At 66.4% G+C, this 26,553-nt stretch carries 18 protein-coding genes; all 18 read right to left on the bottom strand.

Annotated elements, in window-relative coordinates; translation table 11 throughout:
* Window positions 1-2: 2 nt before the first annotated feature.
* On the bottom strand, window positions 3-1,637 hold the full coding sequence (locus DQG15_RS12185) for an alpha-D-glucose phosphate-specific phosphoglucomutase (RefSeq protein WP_116085652.1): 1,635 nt from the start codon (window positions 1,635-1,637) through the stop codon (window positions 3-5).
* Window positions 1,634-3,556 carry a 4-alpha-glucanotransferase gene (gene malQ, locus DQG15_RS12180; protein WP_232830832.1) on the bottom strand — a complete coding sequence of 641 codons (1,923 nt, stop codon included), beginning with the start codon at window positions 3,554-3,556 and terminating at the stop codon, window positions 1,634-1,636. The genes DQG15_RS12185 and malQ overlap by 4 nt, the downstream gene beginning before the upstream one ends.
* Window positions 3,553-5,622 carry a glycogen debranching protein GlgX gene (gene glgX / locus DQG15_RS12175; protein WP_116086306.1) on the bottom strand — a complete coding sequence of 690 codons (2,070 nt, stop codon included), beginning with the start codon at window positions 5,620-5,622 and terminating at the stop codon, window positions 3,553-3,555. The genes malQ and glgX overlap by 4 nt, the downstream gene beginning before the upstream one ends.
* A 14-nt stretch (window positions 5,623-5,636) precedes the next feature.
* A complete protein-coding gene (glgA, locus tag DQG15_RS12170; RefSeq protein WP_116085650.1) occupies window positions 5,637-7,070 on the bottom strand; it encodes a glycogen synthase GlgA in 1,434 nt (477 codons plus the stop codon).
* On the bottom strand, window positions 7,067-8,332 hold the full coding sequence (glgC, locus tag DQG15_RS12165; RefSeq protein WP_116085648.1) for a glucose-1-phosphate adenylyltransferase: 1,266 nt from the start codon (window positions 8,330-8,332) through the stop codon (window positions 7,067-7,069). The genes glgA and glgC overlap by 4 nt, the downstream gene beginning before the upstream one ends.
* A 43-nt stretch (window positions 8,333-8,375) precedes the next feature.
* Window positions 8,376-10,583 carry a 1,4-alpha-glucan branching protein GlgB gene (gene glgB / locus DQG15_RS12160; RefSeq protein ID WP_116085647.1) on the bottom strand — a complete coding sequence of 736 codons (2,208 nt, stop codon included), beginning with the start codon at window positions 10,581-10,583 and terminating at the stop codon, window positions 8,376-8,378.
* A 502-nt stretch (window positions 10,584-11,085) separates the two neighbouring features.
* Entirely contained in the window at window positions 11,086-13,479 is a 2,394-nt protein-coding gene (locus DQG15_RS12155) for a glycogen/starch/alpha-glucan phosphorylase (RefSeq protein WP_116085645.1), read from the bottom strand.
* A 258-nt stretch (window positions 13,480-13,737) separates the two neighbouring features.
* On the bottom strand, window positions 13,738-14,247 hold the full coding sequence (locus DQG15_RS12150) for a flavin reductase family protein (RefSeq protein ID WP_116085644.1): 510 nt from the start codon (window positions 14,245-14,247) through the stop codon (window positions 13,738-13,740).
* A gap of 291 nt (window positions 14,248-14,538) precedes the next feature.
* Window positions 14,539-17,376: a type VI secretion system ATPase TssH gene (tssH, locus tag DQG15_RS12145; protein ID WP_116085642.1), complete on the bottom strand. Its 2,838-nt coding sequence runs from the start codon at window positions 17,374-17,376 to the stop codon at window positions 14,539-14,541.
* 47 nt (window positions 17,377-17,423) lie between these two features.
* The gene (gene tssG, locus DQG15_RS12140) at window positions 17,424-18,434 is read right to left on the bottom strand and encodes a type VI secretion system baseplate subunit TssG (protein WP_116085640.1); all 1,011 of its coding nucleotides are present in this window, start codon (window positions 18,432-18,434) and stop codon (window positions 17,424-17,426) included.
* Entirely contained in the window at window positions 18,431-20,392 is a 1,962-nt protein-coding gene (gene tssF, locus DQG15_RS12135; protein ID WP_116085639.1) for a type VI secretion system baseplate subunit TssF, read from the bottom strand. The genes tssG and tssF overlap by 4 nt, the downstream gene beginning before the upstream one ends.
* Entirely contained in the window at window positions 20,389-20,943 is a 555-nt protein-coding gene (locus tag DQG15_RS12130; RefSeq protein WP_116085637.1) for a type VI secretion system baseplate subunit TssE, read from the bottom strand. The genes tssF and DQG15_RS12130 overlap by 4 nt, the downstream gene beginning before the upstream one ends.
* Before the next feature lie 127 nt (window positions 20,944-21,070).
* The gene (locus DQG15_RS12125) at window positions 21,071-21,556 is read right to left on the bottom strand and encodes a type VI secretion system tube protein Hcp (RefSeq protein WP_116085636.1); all 486 of its coding nucleotides are present in this window, start codon (window positions 21,554-21,556) and stop codon (window positions 21,071-21,073) included.
* Window positions 21,557-21,605: 49 nt separating this feature from the next.
* Window positions 21,606-23,099, bottom strand: coding sequence for a type VI secretion system contractile sheath large subunit (gene tssC, locus DQG15_RS12120; protein ID WP_116085634.1), 1,494 nt, complete (start codon window positions 23,097-23,099; stop codon window positions 21,606-21,608).
* A gap of 47 nt (window positions 23,100-23,146) precedes the next feature.
* The gene (tssB, locus tag DQG15_RS12115; protein WP_116085633.1) at window positions 23,147-23,668 is read right to left on the bottom strand and encodes a type VI secretion system contractile sheath small subunit; all 522 of its coding nucleotides are present in this window, start codon (window positions 23,666-23,668) and stop codon (window positions 23,147-23,149) included.
* A 96-nt stretch (window positions 23,669-23,764) separates the two neighbouring features.
* Window positions 23,765-25,093 (bottom strand): ImpA family type VI secretion system protein, encoded by a 1,329-nt coding sequence (locus DQG15_RS12110; protein WP_116085631.1) that lies wholly within the window; start codon window positions 25,091-25,093, stop codon window positions 23,765-23,767.
* Window positions 25,094-25,177: 84 nt separating this feature from the next.
* Window positions 25,178-25,690 (bottom strand): OmpA family protein, encoded by a 513-nt coding sequence (locus DQG15_RS12105; protein ID WP_116085630.1) that lies wholly within the window; start codon window positions 25,688-25,690, stop codon window positions 25,178-25,180.
* Between the two features lie 143 nt (window positions 25,691-25,833).
* Window positions 25,834-26,550, bottom strand: coding sequence for a type VI secretion system-associated FHA domain protein TagH (gene tagH, locus DQG15_RS12100; RefSeq protein ID WP_255415145.1), 717 nt, complete (start codon window positions 26,548-26,550; stop codon window positions 25,834-25,836).
* Between the last annotated feature and the right edge of the window lie 3 nt (window positions 26,551-26,553).

Below are 26,553 nucleotides of genomic sequence, written 5' to 3'. Positions count from 1 at the left end.
TTTCAGGTCTTCACGTCGGGGCCAGCGCGGCCGGTGCGCTCTGCGATCCCGGCAAGCTGGTCTGCGGCTGCGATGATGTCCGCGAGCGCCTCCTGCGCATCGCGGTCCATCGCCGCCGGCTCCTCCTCCACGTCCTCCAGATAGACGCGCAGCGTCGCGCCCGACGTGCCGGTTCCCGACAGTCGGTAGACGATGCGGCCTCCCCCCTCGAATTCGATACGGATGCCCTGCTGCTCGGCCCGCGAGCCGTCGACAGGATCGTCATAGGCAAACTCGTCCGCCGCGGTCACCTTGCGGTCCGCGATCAGCGTGCCCGGCAAGTCGGCCAGACGCCCGCGCAGGGCCTCCATCAGGCCGCTTGCGGCCTCCGCGTCCACGCCTTCGTAGTCGTGACGGGAATAGTAGTTCCGACCGAAGCTGCGCCAGTGATCGGCCAGCAGCTCCTTCACCCCCTTGCCGGTTTCGGCGAGGATATTGAGCCAGAGAAGCACGGCCCAGAGACCGTCCTTCTCCCGCACATGGTCCGAGCCCGTCCCGGCGCTCTCCTCGCCGCAGATCGTGACGCGTCCGGCATCGAGAAGGTTGCCGAAGAACTTCCATCCGGTCGGCGTTTCGTAGCAGTCGATGCCGAGCTTGCCGGCGACCCTGTCCACCGCACGGGAGGTCGGCATGGACCGCGCTGCGCCCTTCAGCCCCCCGGCATAGGCCGGCGCGAGATGCGCGTTCGCGACGAGGACGGCGAGACTGTCCGAGGGGGTGACGTAGATGCCGCGGCCGAGGATCATGTTGCGGTCACCGTCGCCATCGGATGCCGCGCCGAAATCGGGCGCGTCCTGCGACATCATCAGATCGAGGAGCGGCTTGGCCCAGATCGGGTTGGGATCCGGGTGACCGCCGCCGAAGTCGGGCAGGGGCTGCGCGTTGAGGACGGAGCCTTCCGGCGCGCCGAGCCGGGCCTCGAGGATCTCCTTGGCATAGGGGCCCGTCACGGCGTGCATCGCGTCGAAGCGCAGGGTGAAGCCGGAGGCCAGGAACTCCCGGATCCTGTCGAAATCGAAGAGGCGCTCCATCAGGGCGGCGTAATCTTCGACCGGGTCCACGACCTCGATCTCGGTCTCGATCAGGCGGTGGGTGCCGATCTCGGCAAGGTCGATATCCTGACTCTCGGCGATCCTGTAGGCGGTGACGGCCCGGCTCGCCTCGAAGATGCGGTTCGTCACCTCCTCGGGAGCGGGGCCGCCGTTCGCGGTGTTGTACTTGATGCCGAAATCCTCGTCCTCGCCGCCCGGATTGTGCGACGCGGAAAGGATGATCCCGCCATCGGTGCCCCGGGTGCGAATGAGATTCGAGGCGGCGGGCGTCGACAGGATGCCGCCCTGACCGACGATCACGCGCGCCGCGCCCTGCGCCGCGGCCATGCGCAGGATCACCTGGATCGCGCGGTCGTTGAAGTAGCGACCGTCTCCGCCGAGGACGAGCGTCTTGCCCTCCGCGCCGCCGATCCCGTCGAAGATCGCCTGGACGAAATTCTCGACGTAGTGAGGTTTCATGAAGGTACGGGTCTTCTTGCGCAGCCCGGACGTGCCGGGTTTCTGACCCTCGATCGGTGTCGTCTCGACCGTGATGATCTCGCTCATTCGTTCTCCTCGCGGCCTGCGCGGGCCATGATGTGTGATACGCCCGCGACGCGGGGATCCCCCGCAAGAGCGCCGGGGCCGACCGGCAGGCGGCGGCGCCAGTTGGGATAGGCGTCCACCGTGCCCGGCAGGTTCGGCTGGTTTTCGATACCGAGGATATCCTCGATCTGGACGGCGACAAGCCGCGCGGCCGTATCGCCGAGAAATGCGTGCATCCCGTCCGCCCCGCCATCGGGGGTGCCGGCAACACGGTCGAAGGCCGCGACCTCCCGCGTTCGCTGGGCGTGAATGCGTTCGGCGGTCTCCGTCTCGATCAGATCCCGCTCGAGGCGTGCATCGATTTCCCGGCCCTCGCGCCAGCCCGCCCAAGTCGGCAGATCGTGGGTGGAGAAGGAGGCGAGGGCGGCTTCGGTGTAGTCCCGCGGAGCGCGGAATGCAGGGGCCTCGTCGCTCCCGGTCTGCTCGAACATCACCACGCGGCACCCCAGGACGCCGCTTGCGACGAGCGCATCCTGAAGCCCGTCCGGGACGTTGCCCAGATCTTCCCCGATCACCGCCGCGCCCACGCGGGCCGCCTCGATCCGCACCACCGCCAGCATCGCCTCGCGGGGCATCTTCACGTAGGCGCCGGGCGCTCCGGCGGCGTCGCCCTGCGGCACCCAGAACGCGCGCTCGAAGCCAAGGATGTGGTCGATCCGCAAAAGACGGGCGAAGCGCAGCTGGGTGCGCAGCGTCTCCGCAAGCGGGCGGAACCCGTCCCGCGCCAGCGCCAGCGGATCGAAGGGGGCGAGGCCCCAGGTCTGACCGTCCGAGCTGAACGCGTCGGGCGGCGCCCCGAGGGAGACGCCCTGCGCGAAATGCTCGCGATCGCCCCAGGTCTCGGCGCCGTGGGGATGGGTGCCGACGGCAAGATCGAGATAGAGACCGTAGCGCATCCCTCCGGCCGTCCGGCCGACCTCCGCCAACTGCTCTTCCGCCCGCAGCTGGAGCCAGACGTGGAAGAGCACATCGGCCTCGTGCGTCTCCGCGAAGCGGGACACGGCGTTCGAGGTGCAGTCCTGGTACTCCTCTGGCCAGTCGCTCCAGAATGCACCCAGCTCCTCGGAGAGCGCCTGGTGCACGGCGAAGCGGCGGAGCGCGTCGTCCCTGTCCTCAAGCGCCTTGCGCGCGGCGTCGCTTCCGCCCTCGTCGAATTCGGCGCGCAGTGCCGACAGGCGGGCCGGAATGTCCGAGCGGTAGTCGACCAGATCGCTCGGGACAGCGTCAGGCTCCGATGCCGGGCGGATATGGGCGACGTTGAAGCGGCGCCGGTGGGAGGGGGCGTAGGGGCTGAAGGAGCCGGGATCGCTGGGGAACCCCGCATGGATCGGGTTGACCCCGGCGAACGCGGCGCCCGTTCTCGCCAGCCCGCTTATGACCGTGGCAAGGTCCGCATACGTGCCGAGTCCGCCCTCCTCCGGGGGCCGCAAGCCGTAGAGCGGCAGCGTCACGCCCCAGCCGCGCGGCGGCAGCGGCAGGCTCTTCGGGGCCGAGAGCAGCGTCGTCTCCTCCCCGTCGAGCGTCAGGCGGTGAAAGCCGACCGGGAGCGGCGGCAAGCCCAGAGTCTCTCCCGGTTCCAGATTGGAGGTCTCGCCGTCCTCTGTCTCCAGCCGTGCCTCGGACACAGAGCGGGGCAGCGCGATCGTCTCGGGATGATCCGCCTCGACGACGTGCCAGTCGGGCAGCGCGCGGGCCGCCTTTGCCGAGCGCAGGCGATCCAGGGTATCGGCGGCTGCGTCATCGGTGCTGGCATCGAGGCCCATGGCAGCGAGGAGCGCCCGGGCGGTCTCGGGCGGCGTGACACGGACCTTGTCCGTCTGGTCCGTGTACTGCGCGAGGATCCCCACCTCCGCCATGAGGTCGTGAAGCGGGCCGGTCATTCTTCCCCTTCCAGAACGAAGACGGAAACGCTTTCCCGCCCGACCTCGATACTGCTGTCCTCGACCGGAGCGACCTCCACCTCGGGGTCGGCGGAGTCGATGTGCTTCGACCATATGCCGGTGCCCGGATCGGGAATTGCCACCTCGATCGTGTCGCCGGCGTTGAACACCGCGAAGATGGCGGTGGCCGTGGCGCCGTAGGGCGGGGTGCCCGACGCCGTCCGCATCTCGACGCAGAGGGTCTGGAGGCCGGGATCGTTCCAGTCGGACGGCTCCATCGGCTTGCCGTCCGGCCGGCGCCAGAACAGGTCTTCCATGCCGTCGATCATCCGCTCCCGGCTGTGGAGGAAGCGTTTCTGGCGCAGGATCGGCTGGTCCTTGCGGAAGGCGATGATGCGCTGCACGAAGCGCAGGAAGTCCTCGTCGGCGCGGGACCAGTCGATCCAGGAGATCTCGCTGTCCTGGGCATAGGCGTTGTTGTTGCCCATCTGGGAATTTCCGATCTCGTCCCCGGCGAGGATCATCGGCGTTCCCTGGCTGAGGAAGAGCGTGGTCATCAGCGCGCGCTTGCGGCGGGCGCGATCCTCGTTGACGCGCTTGTCGGAGGTCTCCCCCTCGACGCCCATGTTGTCCGAGTAGTTGTTCGAATGGCCGTCGCGGTTGTCCTCGCCATTCGCTTCGTTGTGCTTCTCGTTGTAGCTGACGATGTCGTGCAGGACGAAGCCGTCATGCGCGGTCAGGAAGTTCACGGACGCCGTCGCCGGACGGCCCGAATGGTCGAACTGCGTCGCGCTGCCTGTCAGGCGCTCGGCAAGATCTGGCGCGCGGCCCGGATCCCGGCGCCAGAACCGGCGCACCCCGTCGCGGTACTTGTCGTTCCATTCGAGGAAGGGCGGCGGGAAGGCTCCGAGCTGGTAGCCGCCGGGGCCGATGTCCCACGGCTCGGCGATCAGCTTCACCTGCGTCAGGACGGGATCCTGCCGGATCGCGTCGAAGAAGGCGGCGCCGCGATCGAAGCCGGTATCGGTGCGCCCGAGCGTCGAGCACAGGTCGAACCGGAAGCCGTCCACGTGCATCTCCTGAACCCAGTAGCGCAGGGAATCCATCACCATGCGCAGCACCATCGGGTTGTCCACGTTGAGCGTGTTCCCGGTGCCCGTGTCGTTGATGTAATAGCGGCGATCGTCGGCGAGGCGGTAATAGGCAGCGTTGTCGAGACCTCTGAAGGCCAGCGTCGGGCCCATCTCGTTGCCCTCGCAGGTGTGGTTGTAGACCACGTCGAGGATAACCTCGAGGCCGGCCGAATGAAGCCGCGCCACCATCTGCTGGAATTCGTTGATCTTGCCCTCGGAGAGGTAGCGCGGATCGGGCGCGAAGTAGCCGAGCGTCTGGTAGCCCCAGTAGTTCGTCAGGCCCTTCTCCTCGAGAAAGCCGTCATTGACGAAGGCCTGGATGGGCAGAAGCTCGATCGAGGTGACTCCGAGCTTCGTGTAGTGCTCCAGCATCGGATCGGACGCCATGGCAAGGAACGTGCCCGGCGGCTCGGCCCTCGGGTGAAGGCGCGTCAGGCCCTTCACATGGGCCTCGTAGATCACCGCTTCCTCGGTCAGCACTTCGGGCCGCGTGTCTCCGCCCCAGGTGAAGGCGGGATCCTCGACCACCGATTTGGGCATGTAGGGGGCGCTGTCGCGCGTGTCGAAGGACAGATCCTGCTGCTTGGCGCCGACGGTGTAGCCCATCAGTGCATCGTTCCAGGCGGGATGACCCGTGAGACGCTTCGCGTAGGGGTCGATGAGAAGCTTGTGGTGGTTGAAGCGGTGGCCCTCGTCCGGGCGATAGGGGCCGTGCGCGCGCAGGCCGTAGCGCTGGCCCGGCCGCATGCCGGAGACGTAGCCGTGCCAGACGTCACCGTCCCGCTCGGGCAGGTCCAGCCGGTCGGTCTCGGTCTGCCCGTCCGGGGTGAACAGGCAAAGCTGCATCCGGGTGGCGTTCTCGGAGAACACGGCGAAGTTCACGCCGTCCCCGTCGAAGGTCGCGCCCAGGGGGGCCGGGCGGCCTGCTGTCATGGTCCAGATCTGGGTCACGATGTTCGTGCCATTCCTTTGTAGAGGGCGGCATAGGCAGCCGCCGAGGGCCCCCAGCCGACCGGGTGTTTCATCGCGTTGCGCTGTATCCGGCCCCATGTGTCGGCGTCGGAATAGAGATCGCAGAGCTGGTTCAGGGCGCCTTCGAGGGCGGGCGCGGTGATGGGGTGGAACTGAAGTCCGGTCGCCGCACCGGCCTGAAGGGCGGCGGCGTTGGCCGGAATGACCGTGTCGGCAAGTCCACCGGTCAGAGCGACCACCGGAACGGTGCCGTAGCGCAGACCGTAGAGCTGTGTGAGGCCGCAGGGCTCGAAACGGGAGGGGACGAGGATCGCATCGCCCCCGGCAATCATCCGGTGGGACATCGCCTCATCGTATCCGATATGGACGGCCACGCGCGGATCGGCCGCCGCCGCTTCGCGGAAGGCATGTTCCAGCGCCGCGTCTCCGGATCCCAGGAGCGCAAGCTGGCCGCCGCGGGCGAGAAGCGCGGGGAGCGCCTCCAGAAGCAGGTCCAGCCCCTTCTGCCCGCTCAGGCGGGAGACGACGACGGCGAGGGGGCCGGGCGCCTCGGGGTCCAGCCCCATCTCCTCGATCAGCCGCGCGCGGGCCTTCGCCTTGCCGCGAGGCGCCTTGAAGGTGGGAATGGCGGGGTCCCGGGCCGGATCCCACGCGGCGGTGTCGATCCCGTTGAGGATGCCGTAGAGATCGGAGGCGCGGTTGCGCAGGACCCCGTCCAGCCCCATGCCGAACTCCGGCGACAGAAGCTCCCGGGCATAGGAGGGCGAGACGGTTGTCAGCTTGTCCGAGTAGACGAGGGCCGCCTTCAGTGCGCTGATCTGACCGTAGAATTCGTAGCCTTCGGGCGTGAACAGCTCCCGCGGCAGGCCGAGACGGTCCAGCTTGTCCGGGGAGGCGATGCCATGAAACGCGACGTTGTGGATCGTGGTGACGCAAGGCGGCGTGTCCGGGCCGTGGCCGCGCAGGTAGAGCGGGGTGAGGCCGGCCTGCCAGTCGTGAAGATGCACGACGTCCGGCCGCCAGTCACCGGCCCCCTCGGCCGCGATCCGCGCGGCAAGGCGGCAGAGGGCAGCGAAGCGCTCGGGGTTGTCCTCCCAATCCCGCCCCTCGGCATCGAGATAGGGAGAGCCGTCCCGGTCGTAGAGATGGGGGGCATCGACGACGAAGACGTCGAGCCCTGCCGCCGTGCCCTCCAGTATGCGCGCGGTCCCACCGAAGACATCCGCATCAGTCAGTACCTCGCGGGCATCGCCAAGCGCCTCCATCACAGTGCGGTACCCCGGCAGGATAGTCCGCATCCGCACGTCCTCGGAGAGGAGGGCGTGAGGCAGCGCGCCGGCCACGTCCGCGAGACCGCCGGTCTTCACCAGCGGCGCGCATTCGGACGTGACGGACAGGACGTTCATCATTGCGCTCTCGACCATGCGTCGACCATCGACTTGGTGATCAGCGTCACGCCGCCATCCGAGACGCGGAAGTGCTTGGCGTCCTCTTCGGGATCCTCGCCGATGACGAGGCCGGCGGGGATTTCCACGCCGCTGTCGACCACGCAGTTCTTCAGGTGCGCGTTGCGGTTGATGATGACCCGGGGAAGGACGACGGTTCGCTCCAGCGAGGCGTAGGAACTGGTCCGCACCTTGGTGAAGAGCAGGCTCTCCCGGATCTCTGTGCCTGAGATGATGCAGCCCCCCGCGACGAGTGAGGAGATCGCGTGACCGCGGCGGTCCTCCTCGTCGTGGATGAACTTGGCGGGCGGCACGATCTCCGAATACGTCCAGATCGGCCAGTTCTTGTCCCAGAGATCGAGATCGGGCGTAAAATTGGTAAGGTCGATATTCGCCTTCCAGAACGCATCGATGGTGCCGACGTCCCGCCAGTAGACCGGCGCATCCTCGGCATGGCGCACGCAGCTGTCGGTGAACTGGTGGGCCTGCGCCTTGCCGTTCTTCACGAGCTCGGGGATGATGTCGTTGCCGAAATCGTGGCTGCTGTTGCTGTCCTCGGAATCGCCGACGAGCAGGTCCCGCAGGAAGGACCACTTGAAGACGTAGATCCCCATCGAGGCGAGGGTCTTGGTGTCGTCCCCCGGCATTCCCGGCGGGTCCTTCGGCTTTTCGAGGAAGGAGGTGATGCGCAGATCATCGTCCACCGCCATCACGCCGAACGCAGATGCCTCCTCACGCGGTACGGTCAGGCAGCCGACGGTCACGTCGGCGCCGCTGTCCACGTGCTCCTGCAGCATCACCTCGTAATCCATCTTGTAGATGTGATCCCCGGCGAGGATCACGATGTACTCGATGTCGTAGCTGTCGATGATCGCGACGTTCTGCGAAACCGCATCCGCCGTGCCGCGATACCAGTCCGTCTCGGACATCTGCTGCGAGGCGGGCAGGATATCGAGATACTCGTTCCGCTCGGCGCGGAAGAAGGACCACCCGCGCTGGCAGTGACGGATCAGGCTGTGCGCCTTGTACTGCGTCGCGATCGCCATCTTGCGGATGCCGGAATTCAGCGCGTTCGACAGCGCGAAGTCGACGATCCGCGTCTTGCCGCCGAAATAGACCGCCGGCTTCGCGCGCCGGTCCGTCAGCTCCTTGAGCCGGCTGCCGCGTCCGCCCGCAAGGACGAACGCCATGGAACGCGCGCTGAGGCGCTGTGTGCTGGGTGTCATAGGTCTCCCCCCGTACCGATTACCCTTGGACCATCCGATCTCCTCATCCCTCCCTGACGAGGATGACCGTACTCAGCGGGGGAAGCACCATCGTGGCGCTGGCGGGCTGACCCTGCCACTCGCCGGATGTGGCGGTCACGCCACCCATGTTCCCCCGGTTGCCGCCGCCGTAGACCCCGGCGTCGGTGTTCATCGCCTCGCGCCACTTGCCCGCGGCGGGCAGGCCGACGCGATATTCAGGATGTTCGACGGGCGTGAAGTTGCTGACCACCACCACTTCGGGCGAGGCGTCGAAATTGCGGCGGACCCAGGCGAAGGTGGAGTGATCGGCGTCATTCGCCTCGATCCACTGGAACCCGTCCTCCTCGCAGTCCCGCGCATGCAGCGACGGCTCAGCGCGGTAGAGCGTGTTCAGATCGCGGACGAGGCGGCGGATGCCGTCATGCTGCGGCTTCGCGGCGGTCTCCCAGTCGAGCTGGGCGTTGTGGTTCCACTCGGTCGGCTGCGCGAACTCGTTGCCCATGAAGAGCAGCTTCTTGCCGGGATGACCCCACATGAAACCGTAATAGGCGCGCAGGTTGGCGAGCTTCTCCGCCTCGTTGCCCGGCATCTTCGTCAGCATGGAGCCCTTGCCGTGCACGACCTCGTCGTGGCTGATCGGCAGGATGAAATTCTCCGAGAACGCGTAGTGCAGGCCGAAGGTCATCTGATGGTGATGATGCTTCCGGTAGAGCGGATCCTTCGCCATGTAGCTGAGCGTGTCGTTCATCCAGCCCATGTTCCACTTGTACCCGAAGCCGAGGCCGCCCGTATGAACAGGCGCGGAGACGCCCGGATAGGAGGTGCTTTCCTCCGCGACCGTCATCACGCCCTCGGTCTCGCCGTAGGTCATCGTGTTCATCTTCTGGAGCATGGCGATGGCTTCGTAATTCTCGCGCCCGCCATCCTTGTTCGGCACCCATTCGCCTTCGGCCCGCGAGTAATCGCGGTAGAGCATCGAGGCGACGGCATCCACGCGCAGCCCGTCGACGTGGTATTCCTCAAGCCAGTAAAGGGCGTTGGAGACGAGGAAGTTGCAGACCTCGATCCGCCCGTAATTGTAGATCAGGGTGTTCCAGTCCTGGTGGAAGCCCTCCCGCGGGTCGGCATGTTCGTAGAGCGCGGTGCCGTCGAACCGCTCCAGCCCGTGCTTGTCCGAGGGGAAATGCCCCGGCACCCAGTCGAGGATCATGCCGAGACCCTTGCGGTGCGCGGCATCCACAAGATCGCGGAATTCGTGCGGAGGACCGTGGCGGATCGTCGGCGCGAAGAGACCGACCGGCTGATAGCCCCAGGAGCCGTCGAAGGGGTGCTCGCTGACCGGCATCAGCTCGATATGCGTGAAGCCCATGTCATGGACGTAATCGACGAGCTGTTCGGCGGCTTCCTTGTAGGACAGCGGCCGATTGCCCTCCTCGGCGATGCGCTTCCAGGACCCCAGGTGAGCCTCGTAGACGGAGATCGGGGCGGAGCGGCCGTTGCGGCCTTCGCGGCTGTCCATCCAGTCCTGATCGTGCCAGCCGTAGCCGGTGATGTCGCGCACGATGGACGACGTCTGCGGCGGATGCTCCGAGCCAAAGCCCACCGGGTCCGCTTTCAGCGGCTGAAGCTGGCCCTCGGCGCCGAGGATCTCGTACTTGTAGGCAGCGCCCTCGCCGATTCCGGGCAGGAAGATCTCCCACACGCCGGTCGATCCACGGCGGCGCATCTGGGCGCGCCTGCCGTCCCATGCGTTGAACTCGCCGACCACCGAGACCCGCCGCGCGCTGGGCGCCCAGATCGCGAAATGCGTGCCGCGCTCGCCTTCATGCTCCATGACGTGGGCGCCGAGGACCTGCCAGATACGCTGATGCGTGCCCTCGCCGAGGAGATACTCGTCCATCTCCCCCATCACGGGACCGAAGCGATAGGGGTCTTCGACGTCCCACGTCTCCCCGCCCGCTCCTGTGCCCCTGAGGGTGTAGTCGCCCTCCGGAACGGGGCCGCTGAAGAGCCCCGCAGCGCCCTCCACGGGCTCCAGCGGATGGGACGTTCCGCCCACGACGGCCGCGAGCGATGCGGCGCCCGGATCAAAGGCCGTCACCGTCCTGTCCTTGCCGGACCCGTGTGGACCGAGCACGGCGAACGGATCGTCGGAGCGTCCTTCGATGATGCTGCGGTACGCCTCGGGCGAGGCGGCGGAGGCGGGGTGTGAATTCTGTGTCTTGGCCATGGTCCAACGCTATCCTTCGCCGAGCCAACATCAAGAAACCGGGGCGGTTCCTGTGGGGAACAGGCAAATATTTCTACGATGGTGCCGGGGATTGAGGCGGAGGTGCAAGCTCCATGAGGCCGCCCGTCGCCGCCATCGGCCGGCGCGGGGCCGCAGAATCGGGGTCGTTTCCGGACGAAAAGGCCAGCAGGGGGGCGGCGGAGGTGCCCGCTGCGCGAACTCGCACCTTGCGCGTCATGCGATCCGCGCGGGCGGAGGCGACGACCCTGCGGTGCGCCGCCGTCTCGACTCCGGGGTGCGCATTTTTGTGTGGGGCGAATGGCCGGAGTGCGCCTGGATGGCCGGCAGGGCCCTCGGCGACCGCGATCCTGTCGCGAGCCGATGGGCGCGCGAACCCCGGTCGTTCGCGGGCCGATTGGGCCGGCCCTGACCTCGGGATCGGCCCGACTCTATCCTTCCAAGTCCCGCCCCGGAGCCCACCGGACGCCGGGGGCGGCGCGTTTTACTCCGCTGCTGTCGCGAAAGCGCGACTGGAGCGGATGTCCCAGATGTCGGCCATGTAGCCGCGGATCGTTCGGTCGGAGGAGAACCAGCCCGACCGGGCGGTGTTGAGCGCGGCGGCGCGGGTCCATGCGGCGGTGTCGCGATACGCGGCATCGACCTCGCGCTGGGCGCGCCAGTAATCGGAGAAATCGGACGAGACGAGGAAGTAGTCCGGCCCCGTGACGTTCGCGACGACGCCGTGATACCGGTCCGGCTCCTCGGGGGAGAAGACGCCGGAGCGGATGGCCTCCAGCGCCCGCGCAAGACGCGGATCATCGGCGACGGCCCGGGCAGCATGGTTCTCGACGCGGCGTCGCTCCACCACCTCCTCGGCGGTCATCCCGAAGAGGAAGAAGTTGTCGGCGCCAACCCGTTCGCGGATCTCCACGTTCGCGCCATCGAGCGTGCCGATGGTCAGCGCGCCGTTGAGGGCGAACTTCATGTTGCCGGTGCCGGAGGCTTCCTTGCCGGCCGTCGAAATCTGTTCCGACAGGTCCGCGGCAGGGATCAGGCGCTCGGCGAGCGTCACGTTGTAGTTCGGCGGGTAGATCACCTTGAGGAACTTGCTGGTCACCGCGTCGGCATTCAGCACGCGGCCGACGTCGTTGATCAGGTGGATGATCTCCTTGGCAAAGACGTAGCCGGGCGCGGCCTTGCCGGCGAAGATCTTGACCCTCGGGGTCCAGTCCGCGTTCGGATTGTCCCGGATCTCCTGCCAGAGTGCGACGGTCTCGATGATGTTGAGGTGCTGGCGCTTGTACTCGTGCAGGCGCTTGATCTGGATGTCGAACATGGCAGCGGGGTCGATCTTCTCGCCGAGGCTCTCCTTCGCCCACGCCGCGAGGTCTTCCTTGTTGGCACGCTTCGCCGCGGCATAGGCGTCGAGGAACGCGGGATCGTCCACGTGGTCCTCGAGGCGGCCGATCTGCTCAAGGTCGTCGACCCAGCCCTCTCCGATGCGATCGGTCGTCAGCGCGGAGAGCCGCGGATTGGAGGACAGGACCCAGCGCCGCGGCGTGACGCCGTTGGTCTGGTTGACGATCCGTTCGGGATGCAGCGCGTGCAGTTCGGAGAAGACCGTCTTCTTCATCAGCTCCGTATGCAGCGCGGAGACGCCGTTCACGCGATTGGCCATGATGAAGCTGAGTTCGCCCATCTTCACCTGCCCGTGCTCCAGGGCGGTGATGGTGCGGCCCGGGTTCAGGCGCGCATGCCATTCGTCGATCCGCGCGATGAGGGCGAGGTGGCGCGGCAGGAGGCGACCCATCAGCCCCTCGGACCAGCGCTCCAGCGCCTCGGGCAGGAGCGTGTGGTTCGTGTAGTTCAGGCAGCGGCGGGCGAGGTCCACCGAGGCGTTGAACTCGATGCCACGCTCGTCATGCAGCAGGCGGACGAGCTCCGGCCCGGCGATGGCGGGATGCGTGTCATTGAGCTGGATCGCGACCTTCTCGGGGAGGAGCGCGATGTCGTCATGCTCCCGCTCGAACCGCGCGAGGATGTCCCGCAGGGAGGCGGCGGTGAAGAAATATTCCTGCTTGAGGCGCAGCTCCTTGCCCTGCTCCGTCGTGTCGTCGGGGTAGAGCACGCGAGAGATGGTCCGGGCCAGCGTTCCGGGTTCGGCCGCGGCGACGTAGCGGCCGGCGTTGAACGCCGCGAGGTCGAATGCGTGGGCGGCCCTCGCTTCCCAGAGGCGCAGCGTGTTGGACCAGCTGCCCTGCCAGCCGACGACGGGGGTGTCGTGGGCGGAGGCGATGACGCGCTCCGCAGGGGTCCAGATGCAGCGGCCATTCTCCTCGCGGACATCGCCGCCGAAGCCGATCTCGAAGGCGACGTCCGGCCGCTCGAACTCCCAGGCATGCCGCTGGGAGAGCCAGTCCTCAGGCTCCTCCATCTGGCGACCGTTCTCGAAGGTCTGGCGGAAGAGGCCGTGCTCGTACCGGATGCCGTAGCCGATGGCGGGCGTCCCGATCGTGGAGAGCGATTCCAGGAAACAGGCGGCGAGACGGCCGAGACCGCCATTGCCGAGCGCGGCATCCGGCTCCGTCGCGACGACGGCGTCGTAATCGACGCCGAGGTCCTGCATGGCGGCTTCGGCCTGCTTGTCGAGGCGCAGGTTCACGATCGCGTCCTCGAGGAGGCGTCCGATCAGGAACTCCATCGAGAGGTAGTAGACGCGCTTCATCTTGCCCTCGCGGGAGGTGCGCATCGCCTCGTGCCAGCTTTCGGTGATCCGGTCCCTGACGGTGTAGGACAGAGCCATGCGCCAGTCGTACCGGGTCGCCATCTCGGCTTCCTTGCCCAGCGTGTAGGTCAGGTGGCGGAGAATCTCGGAGCGAAATTCGGTATGCGGCATGGGTCTCTCCGGTCAGGGCGGCACGATGTCCGCGCTGGGGAATTATTTACTATGCGAGTTTCCGGCTGGTTATCGCCAACGGGCAAAAGCACGGGATTTGTATCGGATTAGATCGTTTTCACTGCGCCACGGCGCGCGATGCAAGGCCCCAGTGAGCGATGGGGGCGGATTTGTGCCGTTCGGAGCGCATGGCGAGACAGGGCGTGCGGACGCGCCGCCAGCGCACAAATTTCGGGCAAGGTCAGGGCGTTGCTCACTTTATTGCCATTCGGCGAAGCGACCGAAGGCGCCTTGCGCGAACAGAAGCGGGGTGCCCGTTCCGAGTGTGACCTTCTCGATCTGGCCGAGAACAATGGTGTGATCGCCGGCGGGGTGCGCCGCGTAGTGCAGGCATTCGAAGCGGGCGAGGCAGTCGGGCAGGAGGGGCGTTCCGGCCGCGCCGTGCTCCAGCTCGATCCCGTCGAAGTCCCGGCCGGAGGCGGCGGCACGGCGGGCCAGCTCCTCCTGATCGTCCTTCAGGACATGGATGGCGAAGTGCCGGGCCTCGACGAACGGGTCGTGCCGGGCGCTCTTGCGGGCCGGGGACCACAGGACGAGCGGCGGCTCCAGCGACACGGAGGCGAAGCTGTTCGCCGTCATCGCGAGCGGGCCGTCCGGCGCGGCGCAGGTGACGATGGTGACGCCCGTGCCGAAATGCCCCAGCGCCGTGCGGATGGAGCGAAGGTTGGACGGGTCGGGCTCGAAAGCGGTAGGCGCAGCGTCGGTCATGGAAGACGTCTTAGCTGGAACGAGGGCCGAAACTACCCCGGAGGCGACTTAAAATTTCGCGCACGTGGTGTGCAGCAAAGAAGACGCCCCCGGATCAGGGGCGCCTTTGTCATGCTTGAAATGCACACACCGGGGGAACGTCTGCGGCCCCGTCCGGAGGGAATGCCGGGGCCGCCTGCAGTCCTGACAGCCCGGTATGACAGGGCGATGAGAGGGGCGTGACAATCCTGTAAAGGATGGGGCAGCCGGGGCACCCGCCACCCGCGGGCCGGGCGCTCCGGCATCCCCCTCTCAGGTCAGCGCGTAGGTGAAGCCGTCTTCGCCCGTCTCCACCTTCACCTCCCTGATCTCCTCGCCGGCGACGGCCTTGTTCAGGATCTGGCGGGACAGATCGGGCAGGATGGAGTTGGTGATGATGTTGTCGATCATCCGGCCGCCCGAATCCGGATCCTGGCACTTGCCCACGATCTCCTCGATCACCGCGTCCGAGAAGCTCATCGTCGCGCCGTGGTTCGCCTTCACCCGCTTGACGATGGAGCCGAGCTTGAGGCGCGTGATCATGCCGATCACGTCCGACGAGAGCGGGTAGTAGGGGATCGTCACGATCCGACCCAGAAGCGCCGGCGGGAAGACGTCAAGCAGCGCGGGACGAAGGGCCTCGGCCAGGGCGTCGGGGTCCGGACGCGCGGCGCCGCGGGCCGTCAGGTCCATGATGACATCGGTCCCGGCGTTGGAGGTCAACAGGATCAGCGTGTTCTTGAAGTCGATCTCCCGCCCGGTGCCGTCTTCCATCCTGCCCTTGTCGAAGACCTGGAAAAAGAGCTCGTGAACGTCGGGATGCGCCTTCTCGACCTCGTCGAGCAGGACCACGGAATAGGGCTTGCGCCGGACCGCTTCCGTCAGGCGCCCGCCCTCGCCGTAGCCGACATAGCCCGGAGGCGCGCCCTTCAGGAGGGAGACCGAATGCGCCTCCTGGAATTCGCTCATGTTGATGGTGATGACGTTCTGCTCGCCGCCGTAGATCGCCTCGGCCAGCGCGAGCGCCGTCTCCGTCTTGCCGACGCCGGAGGGGCCCGCGAGCATGAAGACGCCGATCGGCTTGTCGGGGTTGTCGAGCTTGGCGCGGTTCGTCTCGATCCGTTTCGCGATCATCTTCAGGCCATGATCCTGACCGACGACGCGCTCCTGAAGGCGGTCGGCGAGGGTGAGGATCGCCTGCACCTCGTCCGTCACCATGCGCCCGACGGGGATGCCGGTCCAGTCGCCGACGACGGAGGCGACGGCCTGCGCATCCACATGGGCGTAGATCATCCGCTCGTCGGGATCGCGGCCCTCCAGCTCGGAGACCCTGGCCGCGAGGACGCTGCGCAGGGCCTCGGCATCCTCCTCCGAGGCGGGGGCCGTGAGCGCAGGATCGATCTGGGGCGCCTCGGCCGCGGCAGCGCCGGGGGCCTCGGCCATCGTCTGGGCGGGCGCGGCCTCCTCCTCGGCGGCGCGGGGCGGCGGGGTCTGGTCGGGCTCCGGCGCCGAGGGGCTGTCGGGATCGGCGGCGGGGTTCCGGTCGACCGGAAGTCCTGCGGCGCTCGCGTCGCCGGTAAGCCGCGCACGCAGCTCGAGCACATCCGTCACCACGGCCTTCTCCGCCTCGTACATGGCCCTGAACTTGTCCAGCTCCGCCTCGGTGGCTTTCAGCTCTTCCTTGATCTCGGCGATCCGGTCTTCGGCGACCTCGCCGAGATCGGCCTGCCGCTCCTTGGCGGTCAGCTCCTTGGTCAGGCTGTCGATCCTGGCCTGTGCATCGGCGATGATCGCGGGCGTCGTGCTCTGCGAGATGGCCACGCGGGCGGCCGCCGTGTCGAGCAGGGAGACCGCCTTGTCGGGGAGTTGGCGGGCCGGGATGTAGCGATGGGAGAGCTGGACCGCGGCGACGATGGCCTCGTCCGAGATGCGCACGCCGTGGTGCTTCTCCATCGGTCCCATGATTCCGCGCAGCATGTAGCAGCACCGGTCCACGTCCGGCTCGTCGATGGTGATCGGCTGGAAGCGGCGGGTGAGGGCGGGGTCCTTCTCGAAGTACTTCTGGTACTCCATCCACGTGGTCGCGCCGATCGTCCTGAGCGTGCCCCGGGCGAGGGCGGGCTTCATGAGGTTCGCCGCGTCCCCGGTCCCGGCCGCGCCGCCGGCCCCGATCAGGGTATGGGCCTCGTCGACGAAGAGGATGATGGGGGTCGGGGAGCCCTGGACCTCGTCGATCACCTGCCGGAGGCGCTGCTCGAACTCCCCCTTCATGGACGCGCCGGCCTGCATCAGGCCGATGTCGAGCGACAGGAGGCGAACGCCCTGAAGCTGTGGCGGCACGTCCCCGGAGGCGAGGCGCTGCGCGAATCCCTCGACGACCGCGGTCTTGCCGACGCCGGCCTCCCCGGTGAGGATCGGGTTGTTCTGCCGGCGCCGCATCAGGATGTCGACGATCTGGCGGATCTCCTCGTCGCGGCCCACGATGGGATCCATCTTGCCGGATTTGGCATCCGCCGTCATGTCGATGCAGAACCGGTCGAGCGCCGTCGTTCCGCGCCTCTCCTCCCCCTCGCCGGCGGGCGCAGCCCCGCCGCCGCCACCGAGACCGGACCCGTCCATCGGACGCATGTCCTCCTCCTCGGAGGCGGCCCAGACGGAGCGGGCATCGTTGGCGACGGTGGTTGGATCCAGTTTCGAGAGGGTGGGTGACGTGCTTTCCAGCGCCTGGGAGAGCGTCTTGTCCTTCAGCATCCCCACCAGCATGTGCCCCGTGCGGATCGAGGGCTCGCCGAACAGGAGCGTGGCGTAGTGCCAGCCGCGGTCCAGGAGGTCGATCACGTGGGAGGAGAAGCCCGGCATCTCCGTGACGTTCTGCTTGTAGCTGTCGATGGTCTTCTGCGTCTCGATCATCACCTTGGAGCGATCGACGCCGTAGTTCTGCAGGGCGATGGTGATGTCCGAGCGGTCGTTCATCAGCATGTGCAAGAGCCAGTGACTGAGCTCCACGTTGCGGTGGCCCTCGTTCTTGGCGTGGCGCAGGGCCTTCATGAAGGCGTCGTAGCCGGTCCGGTTTAATTTGCCGGCGACTGTCTCCAGGCTGATCTCAGACATAAATGCATCCCCCGTCGGTTCGTTATGTTTCTTCTACTAGAACGTCGTCATGCCGCCTCGTGCAGGCTGAACGTGGCGCCGGTAATGCTCTCGCCGGGCTCCGCGTCCCCGGGATTGGCCCAGCTGGTCCAGCCGAGCTGTCCCGCCTGGCCGAGCCGGGCGGCGGGGCGCGCGGTGGCGGGGAGGGTCAGCTCCACGTCGAAATCGACCGTCTCGCCGAGATAGAAGCGCACGATGTCAGCGAGGTGCTGAAAGGCGGGCTGGCCGGGCAGGAAGGAGCGGTACTCGTCATAAGATGTGGTCCGGATCTCGATCACGGCCTTGTCGTTGATCGAGTAGACCCGTGCGCCGGCATGAGTATTGCGCCCCAGTTCGGCGCCGGTCCGGCCCATGCGGGTGAGATCGCTCTGCTCGAAATCGAGCCACATGCCGACCCTCTCCCGCAGACGCGCCTCTACCCCGAGGATGCCGCGGATCACCGTCTGAAGGCGCGCGGCGGACTTCACGCGGCCCGCCATCAGCCCGGCATAGGGCAGCTTCGCACAGTCCGGAATGCTGTCCCGCCCCTTCGCATCGGGCGTGCCGATGCCGATCATCGAGCCGACGTAATCGGCGAAGCGGTCGTCGTTCGGCCGGTCGAACTGCGCGATCGGCCGGGCGTCGGCCCAGGCCCGGAAGAAGAGCTGCATCAGCCGCGTGGCGAAGATGTCCACGAAGCGCACGAAGCTGTCGTCCCGCCCCTGTTGCCAGCGATACGCCTCGAGGGTGGTCAGGAGCGGAAGCGCGCCCTGCGGGCCGAAGAAGCCGAGGAAGCGGGCCCGCAGATGCACCGGCCCGTCCTTTTCGAACTCGGCGGACTGGATGTTCGAGGCGGGGAACTCGTAGAACGGATCCTGCCCCAGCCGCACGATCTCCTCCCGCATCACCGACGCGCGACCGATGCGGGGCTTGTCCGGATGCATCCGCTCCAGTTCCCGCAGGAGGGCGAGGATGTCGAACCGCCACGGCTCGTCCGCGAGCTCCTCGCGGCGGGTCTCGGGTTTTGACGGAGCGCTCACAGCAGCGGCCCCGTGCCGGAGCGGGGCGGAAAGCGCATGACCTCGCCGCGCTGGTCGGAGGTGAGGACGGTCTCGGTGAAGCTGTTGATATGTGCGTAATCGGCGAAGAACCGGTCGAGCACGGCGCCGATCTGCATGATGCCCGCCCCCTCGAACGCCCGTTCGTCGAAGCGGACGGTGACCTCCGTGCCCCTCGCCGCATGGAACCCGTCCGGCCGCCTGAGGGAGCGGGTGATGGGGCGGGCGGTGATGGAGGAAAACCCGCGCAGCTGCCGGTCCGTGATCGCGTCCCCCACGTCGGCGAAGAGCGACAGAAGTTCCCGAAGGCCCCCGGCCGGGTCCTCCGCGCCGCGGTCGCTAAGGCCCAGGTGATTGAAGGACAGCATGTTGACGAGACGCCAGAGCACTTCGCCATGCTTGCCGGTCCGGGGATCGTTGCGTTCGATCTGGGCGATCGAGGTCCGGGGCAGGGTCGGCCCGGAGATGCAACTCAGCGCGACCTCCATGTCGTCCACCAGCCGGAAATCGACGGCGGATTGGCCGATGGGCAGTTGCTGCGTCAGGTGCCGGTTGGAACAGAGCGCGGTGACCTGGAGCCGCTGGACCCGATCCTTGTCATCGAGACCGGCCGGCTCGTAGAGGGACAGGAACGTCTCCGTGCCGATGTAATCGCCGCCGAAGCCGAACCGGCGTTCCTTCTCCGTCAGGCGCCGGGGCCTGCGGCGGATCGTGTAGTAGAGCGCATCCTGCGGCCGAATCTCGGCATCGGGCAGCGAGTAGAGCCTGTGCACGCGGACCTTCTTGCGCACGCCAGCGTAATGGGCGGCGACGGAGGCGATGCGGTGGATCTCGTAATTCACCGACGGCGCGCTGTCCGGCACGACGATGTACTCGTTGTGCCTGGGGTCAGGCTTCACCTTGCTGCACTGTTCCTCGAAGAGATTCACCGCCGGAACGGCATAGAGCCGGAAGTTGTCGGGCCCGATCAGCGGCGCAAGGCGGGGCTGGGCGGTGTCGAACTCGATCAGGATGTCGAAGGCGGGCGCCGGGATGCGGGACACGAGCGCCCGGAGCCCGGTCAGCCGGAAGCCGAGGAACTTCTGCGGCAGGACGTAGAATTCGCGCAGGAGGTTGAAGCCCGAGAAGATCTTGTCGTCTTCGGGAAAGAGCGCCTCTTCCTCGCGGAAGCCGATCTGCTCGATCATGCCGGGCGGGCAGGGCAGGAAGATCGGGTCCCCGGCCTTGTCGAGGTAGCGCAGGGTGATCCGGGCGGTGTTCGCGAAGAGCTGCTCGTAGAGGGAGACCATGTCCGGCCGGTTGCCGTTGAGATGCACGGGCAGCTCGTCGACCTGCACCTCGTCCACGAGCGCGGGCTTCCGGCCGATCTTCGTGACCTCTTCGAGGGAGCGCTTCTTGTTGTCCGTGCGCCGCACGATGCGCAGGCGCAGACCGGCCGAGGTCTCCCCCAGGACATCGAGGCCGAGGGACTGGATCGGACCCGGACTCGGAAGGTAATCGGCCTTGTCGATGTCCAGCGGCCAGACGGTCAGCGGCGCGGAGAGGCGGAACCGGCAGGACACGCGCTGTTCCCGCTCGACATAGGTCGCGTCGAGATAGGCGCCGGCGGGATGGCGGGCGCCGTCCGTCAGCGCCGTATCGGTGAAATCGGGGCGCGCCTGCACGATCATCGCCGCCGGGGTGGGGGCGAGGTAGTTGGGCAGGAGCTGGTCGAGCAGGTTCGTGGTGAAGGTGGAGAACTCGGATTGCAGCTTGAGCTGCACCCGCGCGGCGAGAAACGCGCTGCCCTCCAGAAGCCCGGCCAGTCCCGGATCCAGCTTCTCCTCCGTCAGGCCACCCAGACGCTCCGCAATGCCGGGATAATCCTCCGCGAACTCCCGGGCGCGCTCGTAGAGGATGGCGAGCTCGCGGTTGTACGCTTCGAGAAACTCGCGGTTCATTTCGCCCCGCCGATCCTGTTGAAGGCGATCTTCCCCGATCCGACGTCGATCTCGGCGACGAATTCGAGCGGAATGTCGACCGGCCGGCACGCCATCTCGGCGGAGATGTCGAAGATGAACTTCTGGTCCACATCGTCCACCGCCTCGTGCAGCCGGATCTCCATGGTCCGCGATATGAAGCGGGGCTCGTTGGCGAGGAGCGCCTCGCGCAGGTCGCGGGTCAGGGCGCGCACCGCCTCGCCGTGCTCGGACACGAGGGACAGATCGACCACGCCGTAATTGAGGATAGATCTGCGAACGAAGGGAAACGGGCTCAGATCCTCGGCGGCGGCGAGGTTGATCGTGTTGGCCAGCTTGTTGAGGTCGATCTCGAGATCGGCCTTGAGCTGCGCCTCGTTGGCGCCGCGCCTGCGGGTCGCGCCGCGGTCGCTCAGAACGCGCGCGCCGTCGCGGTACTCGTGCTCGCCCTTCTTGGCGTCCTTCGCTTCGAACGCCTCGCGAAAGGCATACATGAGCGGAACCTGGAGCGGCTGTCTGGACAGATCGGCCACGGCGATGCCTCCCCGCTATGCACTGAAAACGAACGGGGCGGGCCACATGAAGCGCCCGCCCGCGTGTCTCGCCCGTGAAGCGACGCGACGGCTCTGACCGTCGCGCGCCCGCGGTGGGTCCCGCCGATCAGAAGCCTTCGGCGTTCGCGGCGATGTCCCACTTCATGTCGGGCTGGGCGCCGGAACCGCCGGTCTTCGTCTGCTCCACGTACTTGTACTTGAAGGAGCCGAAGTTCAGCGTGACGTTCTCGGTCAAGCGATCCTCGCCGCCGCTGCCGCCCAGCGAGACGGAGGACACCAGGATGTCCTTCATGTCGATGATGAGATATTCCAGCGGGTTCTCGCCGGCCTTGCGGCACACGAGCTTGGCGTCCGGGATGTGCTTGCCGTTCGAGCAGTGCATCGCGAGGATCGGCGACGACTTGTCGATGTACTTCGTGAAGCTGATGTCCTGGAAATTCGCTTTTCCGGCACCGGAGCCGCCACCGATATGGGTGGAACCGGAGTTCGACATTCCGAAGGACCAGGCCAGGACGTCGATCTCGTCCTTGTGGGTCTTGTCCTGCGCCTCGCCTTTGATGCCGTTGATTTTAATGAACATGTCAACTGCCATTGGAGCTCTCCTTGTTGGCAATGGATGGGTGATTCAATCCAGGTTGAGTTTAATTGGCGCCTTGCGGGAGCCTGGATACCAGGGACATCCCGATATCCATTCCTTCCATCTGGAAGTGCGGACGAAGGAAAAATTTACCCATGTAGTATCCGGGGTTTTCCTCGTCTTCGATGACCTCGATCTGAGCGGCGGCCAGCGGCTTTTCCGCCTTCGTCCGCTCCGAGGAGGTCTCCGGTGAGGGATCGACATACTGGTTGATCCAGGCGGTCAGATCCCGTTCCAGCTGAATCTTCTCCTTGTTGGACCCGATCTGATCACGGACCATGCACTTCAGGTAATGGCTGAAGCGCGACACGGCGAAGATGTAGGGCAGCCGGGAACTCAGGTTATCAGCGGCGGTCGCTTCTTCCGTCTGATAATTCTTGGGCTTGTACAGCGACTGGGCGCCGATGAAGGCGGCCTTGTCGGTGTTCTTGCGATGAATGAGGCTGATGAGTCCCGCGCGGGACAGTTCCGCCTCGCGGCGATCGCTGATCGCGACCTCCGTTGGGCACTTCAGATCGCGCGAGCCGTCATCGGTGTCGAAGGTATGCTGCGGCAGGTTGATGACCTCGCCGCCGGCCTGAACGCCGCGGATGCGGACGGTCCAGCCGTACTCCTTGTGCGAACGGGCGATGTTGGCCGCCATCGCGTAGCAGGAATTCATCCAGGCGTATTTCTCGCCGGTATGGCCGTCGGTCTCTTCCTCGAAATTGAAGGCGTCGACCGGCAGGTTACTCTGGCCGTAGGGCTCACGGGCGAGCATTCGGGGCGCGGTGAGCGCCACGTAACGGCTGTTCTCGCTGTCGCGCAGCGATTTCCAGCCGGCGTAATCCGGGGTCTCGAAGATCGACATCAGGTCGGTCGGATTGCCGAGCTCGTTCCAGCTGTCCATGTTCAAAAGGGACGGGCTGGTCGAGGAAATGAAGGGCGCGTGGCTAGCCGCGGCGATCTTGCCGAGGTCCCGCAGCAGGCGCACGTCGGCCGGCGAGTGGTCGAAGTAGAAGTCGCCGACGAGGGTGCCGTAGGGCTGCCCGCCGAGCTGGCCGAACTCGTGCTCGTAGATCTGCTTGAAGAGCGGAGACTGGTCCCATTTGGCGCCCGGATAGGAGCGCAGCTCCCGCTCCAGCTCCTTCTTGGAAACGTTCATCACCTTGATCTTGAGCTCGGAATCGGGCTCCGAGTTCATGACCATGTAGTGAAGGCCGCGCCACGCGCTCTCAACCTTCTGGAACTCCTCGTGATGGATGATCTCGTTCATCTGCGAGGTCATCTTCTCGTCGAGCTTCGCGATCATCTCGGAGATCGTGTCGAGCACGTCTTCCTTGATCACGGTCGAGTCCGACAGGGCCGTCTTGACCAGCGTCGAGACGGCGTTCTCGACCTCGCTGGCCGCGTTCTCGGAGCGCGGCTTGAAGTTCTGCTTCAGAAGGCTCGAGAACTCGTCGAGTTCGGTTACCGCACCGCCGGCCGCGCCGGCTTCCCTTTGGGCTTCGTCTGCCATCTCTACGCTATCCCACTATCTCAATTCGAGCCGATCGCGCCGGCAGATTACGTGTCGGCGTCCGTGTCCTTGCTCGTGTCCTTCTCGGCGAGAAGGGCCATGAGCTTGGGATCCTCGAGGAGCTGCCTGAGCTGATCCTGGGCCTTGGACTTGCCGTTCATGTAGCGCTGGAGGTTGGCGAGCTGGTCCCGCGCCTCGAGCAGTTTCGCCAGGGCCGGAACCTGCTTGGCGATCTGGCCGGGGTCGAGATCCTCCATGCTCGCGAAGTCGAGCTTCACGGAGAGTTTCTCGCCCTCTGCATCGCCGAGCTTGTTGTCGACATTCATCGACACGCCGGGCGCAACCGATGCCATGTAGTCATCGAAATTTTCGGTATCCACCTGCGAAAACTTGCGCTCGGCAACGGGGTCCTTCTCCTTCTCGGAGGCATTGCCGGACAGATCGCTCATCACGCCCATTACAAAGGGCAGTTCGACATTCTTTTCCGCGTCGTAGGGGTCCGCGTAAGAAATATTCACGCGAGGCGGACGATTGCGTTTGATGAAACCAGTCGCCGAGTCAGAGGCCATGTCAAATCTCCATCAATATGGCGTTATAAGAGCCACGGGGGGGGCTTTTTGTCAAACCTTTTGACGTAGCGCTAACCGTGCCGCGCCGCCTCCCGATCACTCCGAGTTCATCGATGCGAACAGCTCGCTCACGATCGCCGAGAAGTCCCGGTTGAGATAGGTCTTGGCCTTGAAGAGAAGCACCGGAACCGGGCTCGACGGCTCCATCTGGCGGAAGAAGGACTCGGTTGCGGTGATCAGCGCCGATGCTTCCTGCCGCGTGCCGCAGGAATAGTCGGGAATTTCCCCCTCCTCACCGAGCAGCGAATCGACGTCGTAGGTGTCGGCCGCGAGGCCGCGGAGCGTATCCGCCGCCAGCTCGAAGCCCGTCTCCGATCCGAAATCGATCTTGGCGTAGGAGGCGACGTTGGGCAGCAGCGTATCGAGCGCCTCCGTCAGCGGGCGCCCGATCAGCTTCCGCGCCTGCCGCACGAGGAGAAGCCCCGGCGAGGAGGGTTCGGTGCGGGCGTAGTAGGCCTCGACGGCGAGGAGGGCGGCAGCGGCGGCGGCGTGGCTGGGAATGTCGCCCGGTTGGGCGATCGTGATCGTCATCGTCCCGCCTTGCGCGGGCGCCGCGAGGCCGTCCTCGGCGGGGGCGCCGCCCTCGGCCGCGGCCTCGTCCTCCGTCTCGCCCGCCTCTTCACCCGACAAATCGGGCCGTGCGCCGGCGATGAAGGCGTAGAGTTCGTTCAGGCACTCGGTCACGGCGCCGAGCGTGGGGGCGAAACTCCCGCTGTCGGCCGTCCGGCAGGTCAGGGAGATCGCGGCGAGCGCATCGCGGGCCTCGCTCACCTGCCCGAAGACCTTCTCCACCGCCTCGGCATTGTCGGGGGAGCGCAGCGCGGTCATGATGCTGCCGGCATCGAGCACCTTCTCGCTCTCACGCGCGGGTTTCTTGCCGGATGCGACCTGATAATCCCTCAGCGATACGTAATCGAGGCGCCGGTCGCGGAAGAGGGGGGCATGCTCAATGGGCATGACGATGGTGGAACGGTCGTCGAGCAGTTCGATCTGGTTGCGCCGTTCGGTGACGCCACCGCCGATCTGCGGGTGCACGTCCGTCCAGTACTCCCTCAGGAGGCCGGACATGCCATTGAGACTTCGGGAGAACCCGTCGATCCGGCCGGCCAGAGCGTAGAACTTCGCTTCCAGCGACAGAAGCCGCAGGTCCCGAGACTGCCCGAGCAGCGTATCGATCTGCGCTGTCTCGCTCTTGAGGTCGATGGAGGTGCGGTCGAACGGCTCGCCACCTTGCAGGAACCGCTCCGGAATCCGCGCGAGCGCCTCGTAGTAGTAGTCGATGAATGCGTCGTCGCCCTCTTCCTCCATGTCAGGCCCGCAGGGCTGATCGTCGGAAATGGGCTCAAGTAGTTTCTCGTGATCCATGGCGGGTCCGAATGAAAATGCCGCCCCGAGATTGACGGGGCGGCATCGTCATGTCCAGCGGCAACCCCGTCCGGGCGCCGATCGCTACTGAAGATCGATCCGCAGCTCGACGCGGCGGTTCTCGGGATCGAGCGCATCGCCGGTGCGGGGCTCGCTCTCGCCGAGGCCGACGGCGGTGAGCCGTGCCTCGGAGACGCCAAGCTCCGAGAGATAGTCCTTCACGGACGCCGCGCGCTCTTCGGACAGGCCGAAATTGTAGCCCTCCACGCCGCGCGCATCGGTATGCCCCTCCACGACGAAGCGGGCCTTGTTCAGCCGCTCATCCTTCAGCGCTTCGGCGAACACGGCGAGGTTCTCGCGCGCCTCGGCGGTCAGGTCGGCCGAATCGAGCTCGAAGTTGATGAGCATGTCCATGCCTTGCGGCTCGGGCGGCGCACATTCCTGCGCGGTACCGATGCAGATCCCCCGGTTGAGGCCGAGATCGGCGCTGTCCACGAGGAAATTGACGACATCGTTCGGGGAGTAGGGGGTGTCCTGCGCCGCCGCGCCGGTCGCGATCGCGGCGAGAAAGGCGGACGACAGAAGAATGCTGCGCATCGCTGATAATCCTTTCCTGAAACTGCCGGGACGTTACCTCACGGTGACCTCGGAGTCAATTTGGCCGCGGCGCCGAAACCCCTGCATGAGCGGCCCACGGGGCATGTCGGAGGCCGTTTTGACGCAGCGTAACTTCCCTTGCGTCAATTCTGTGCGATGCGGTCGTAGGCCTTGGAGTAGTAGACGTTGAAGACATCGAGTATCCCGTTGTCGTAGGGCTCGGTCTTCGCGTCCCATCGTTCGACGAAGAGCTCCCAGGCCCGCGCGCTCTTGTTCGAGAACCGTCCGCCCTCGACCTTCTTCTCGATGGTCTCCGGCGCGAGGTCGTCGATCAGCTCGGCGAGCGCCGGCTGGATCGCTGCGAGCATCGCGGCCTGGTGCTTCTTCACGTCCGAGAACCCCGACTGCACCGCCTCGGCGCCGCGCATGTAGCCTGGCCTTCCGGGGCCGAACATCATGCCGAGCGCATCCTCGACTCCGGCCGAGAACTTCAGCGGGGAGTTCGCCTCGTTGTTCATCATCGTTCGGCTTCCGGAGCGCAGGGACACTTTCGTCGCTGTCCGGGCCTTCAAAAGCTCGCGGAGCTCGGCAGTCATGATCCGCAGTGCCCGCCCGATCTCCTGTGCGACCTCCTGCGGAGCGGCGCCGTCGAACGTGTCGGGCTGGATTCCCGCGCCGTCGCAGATCGCGCGAAGCATGGCGGTCTCGGCGGCGCCCCCTCCCGCCGGGGACGGGGGCGGGTACTGGCAGCGTCGAGCCTGAGTAGCGCGATGTAGGTGATGATGCAGAACGTGACGCAGGGCTCTTGCAAGTGAGCTTTCGGAGTAATTGCACAAAATGCGTCGAAAATGCGTTCTCATATT

The organism is Tropicimonas sp. IMCC34011 (assembly GCF_003390865.1).
In the GTDB taxonomy this organism is placed as follows: Bacteria; Pseudomonadota; Alphaproteobacteria; order Rhodobacterales; family Rhodobacteraceae; genus Tropicimonas_B.
This window is presented reverse-complemented; position numbering and strand designations above follow the sequence as displayed.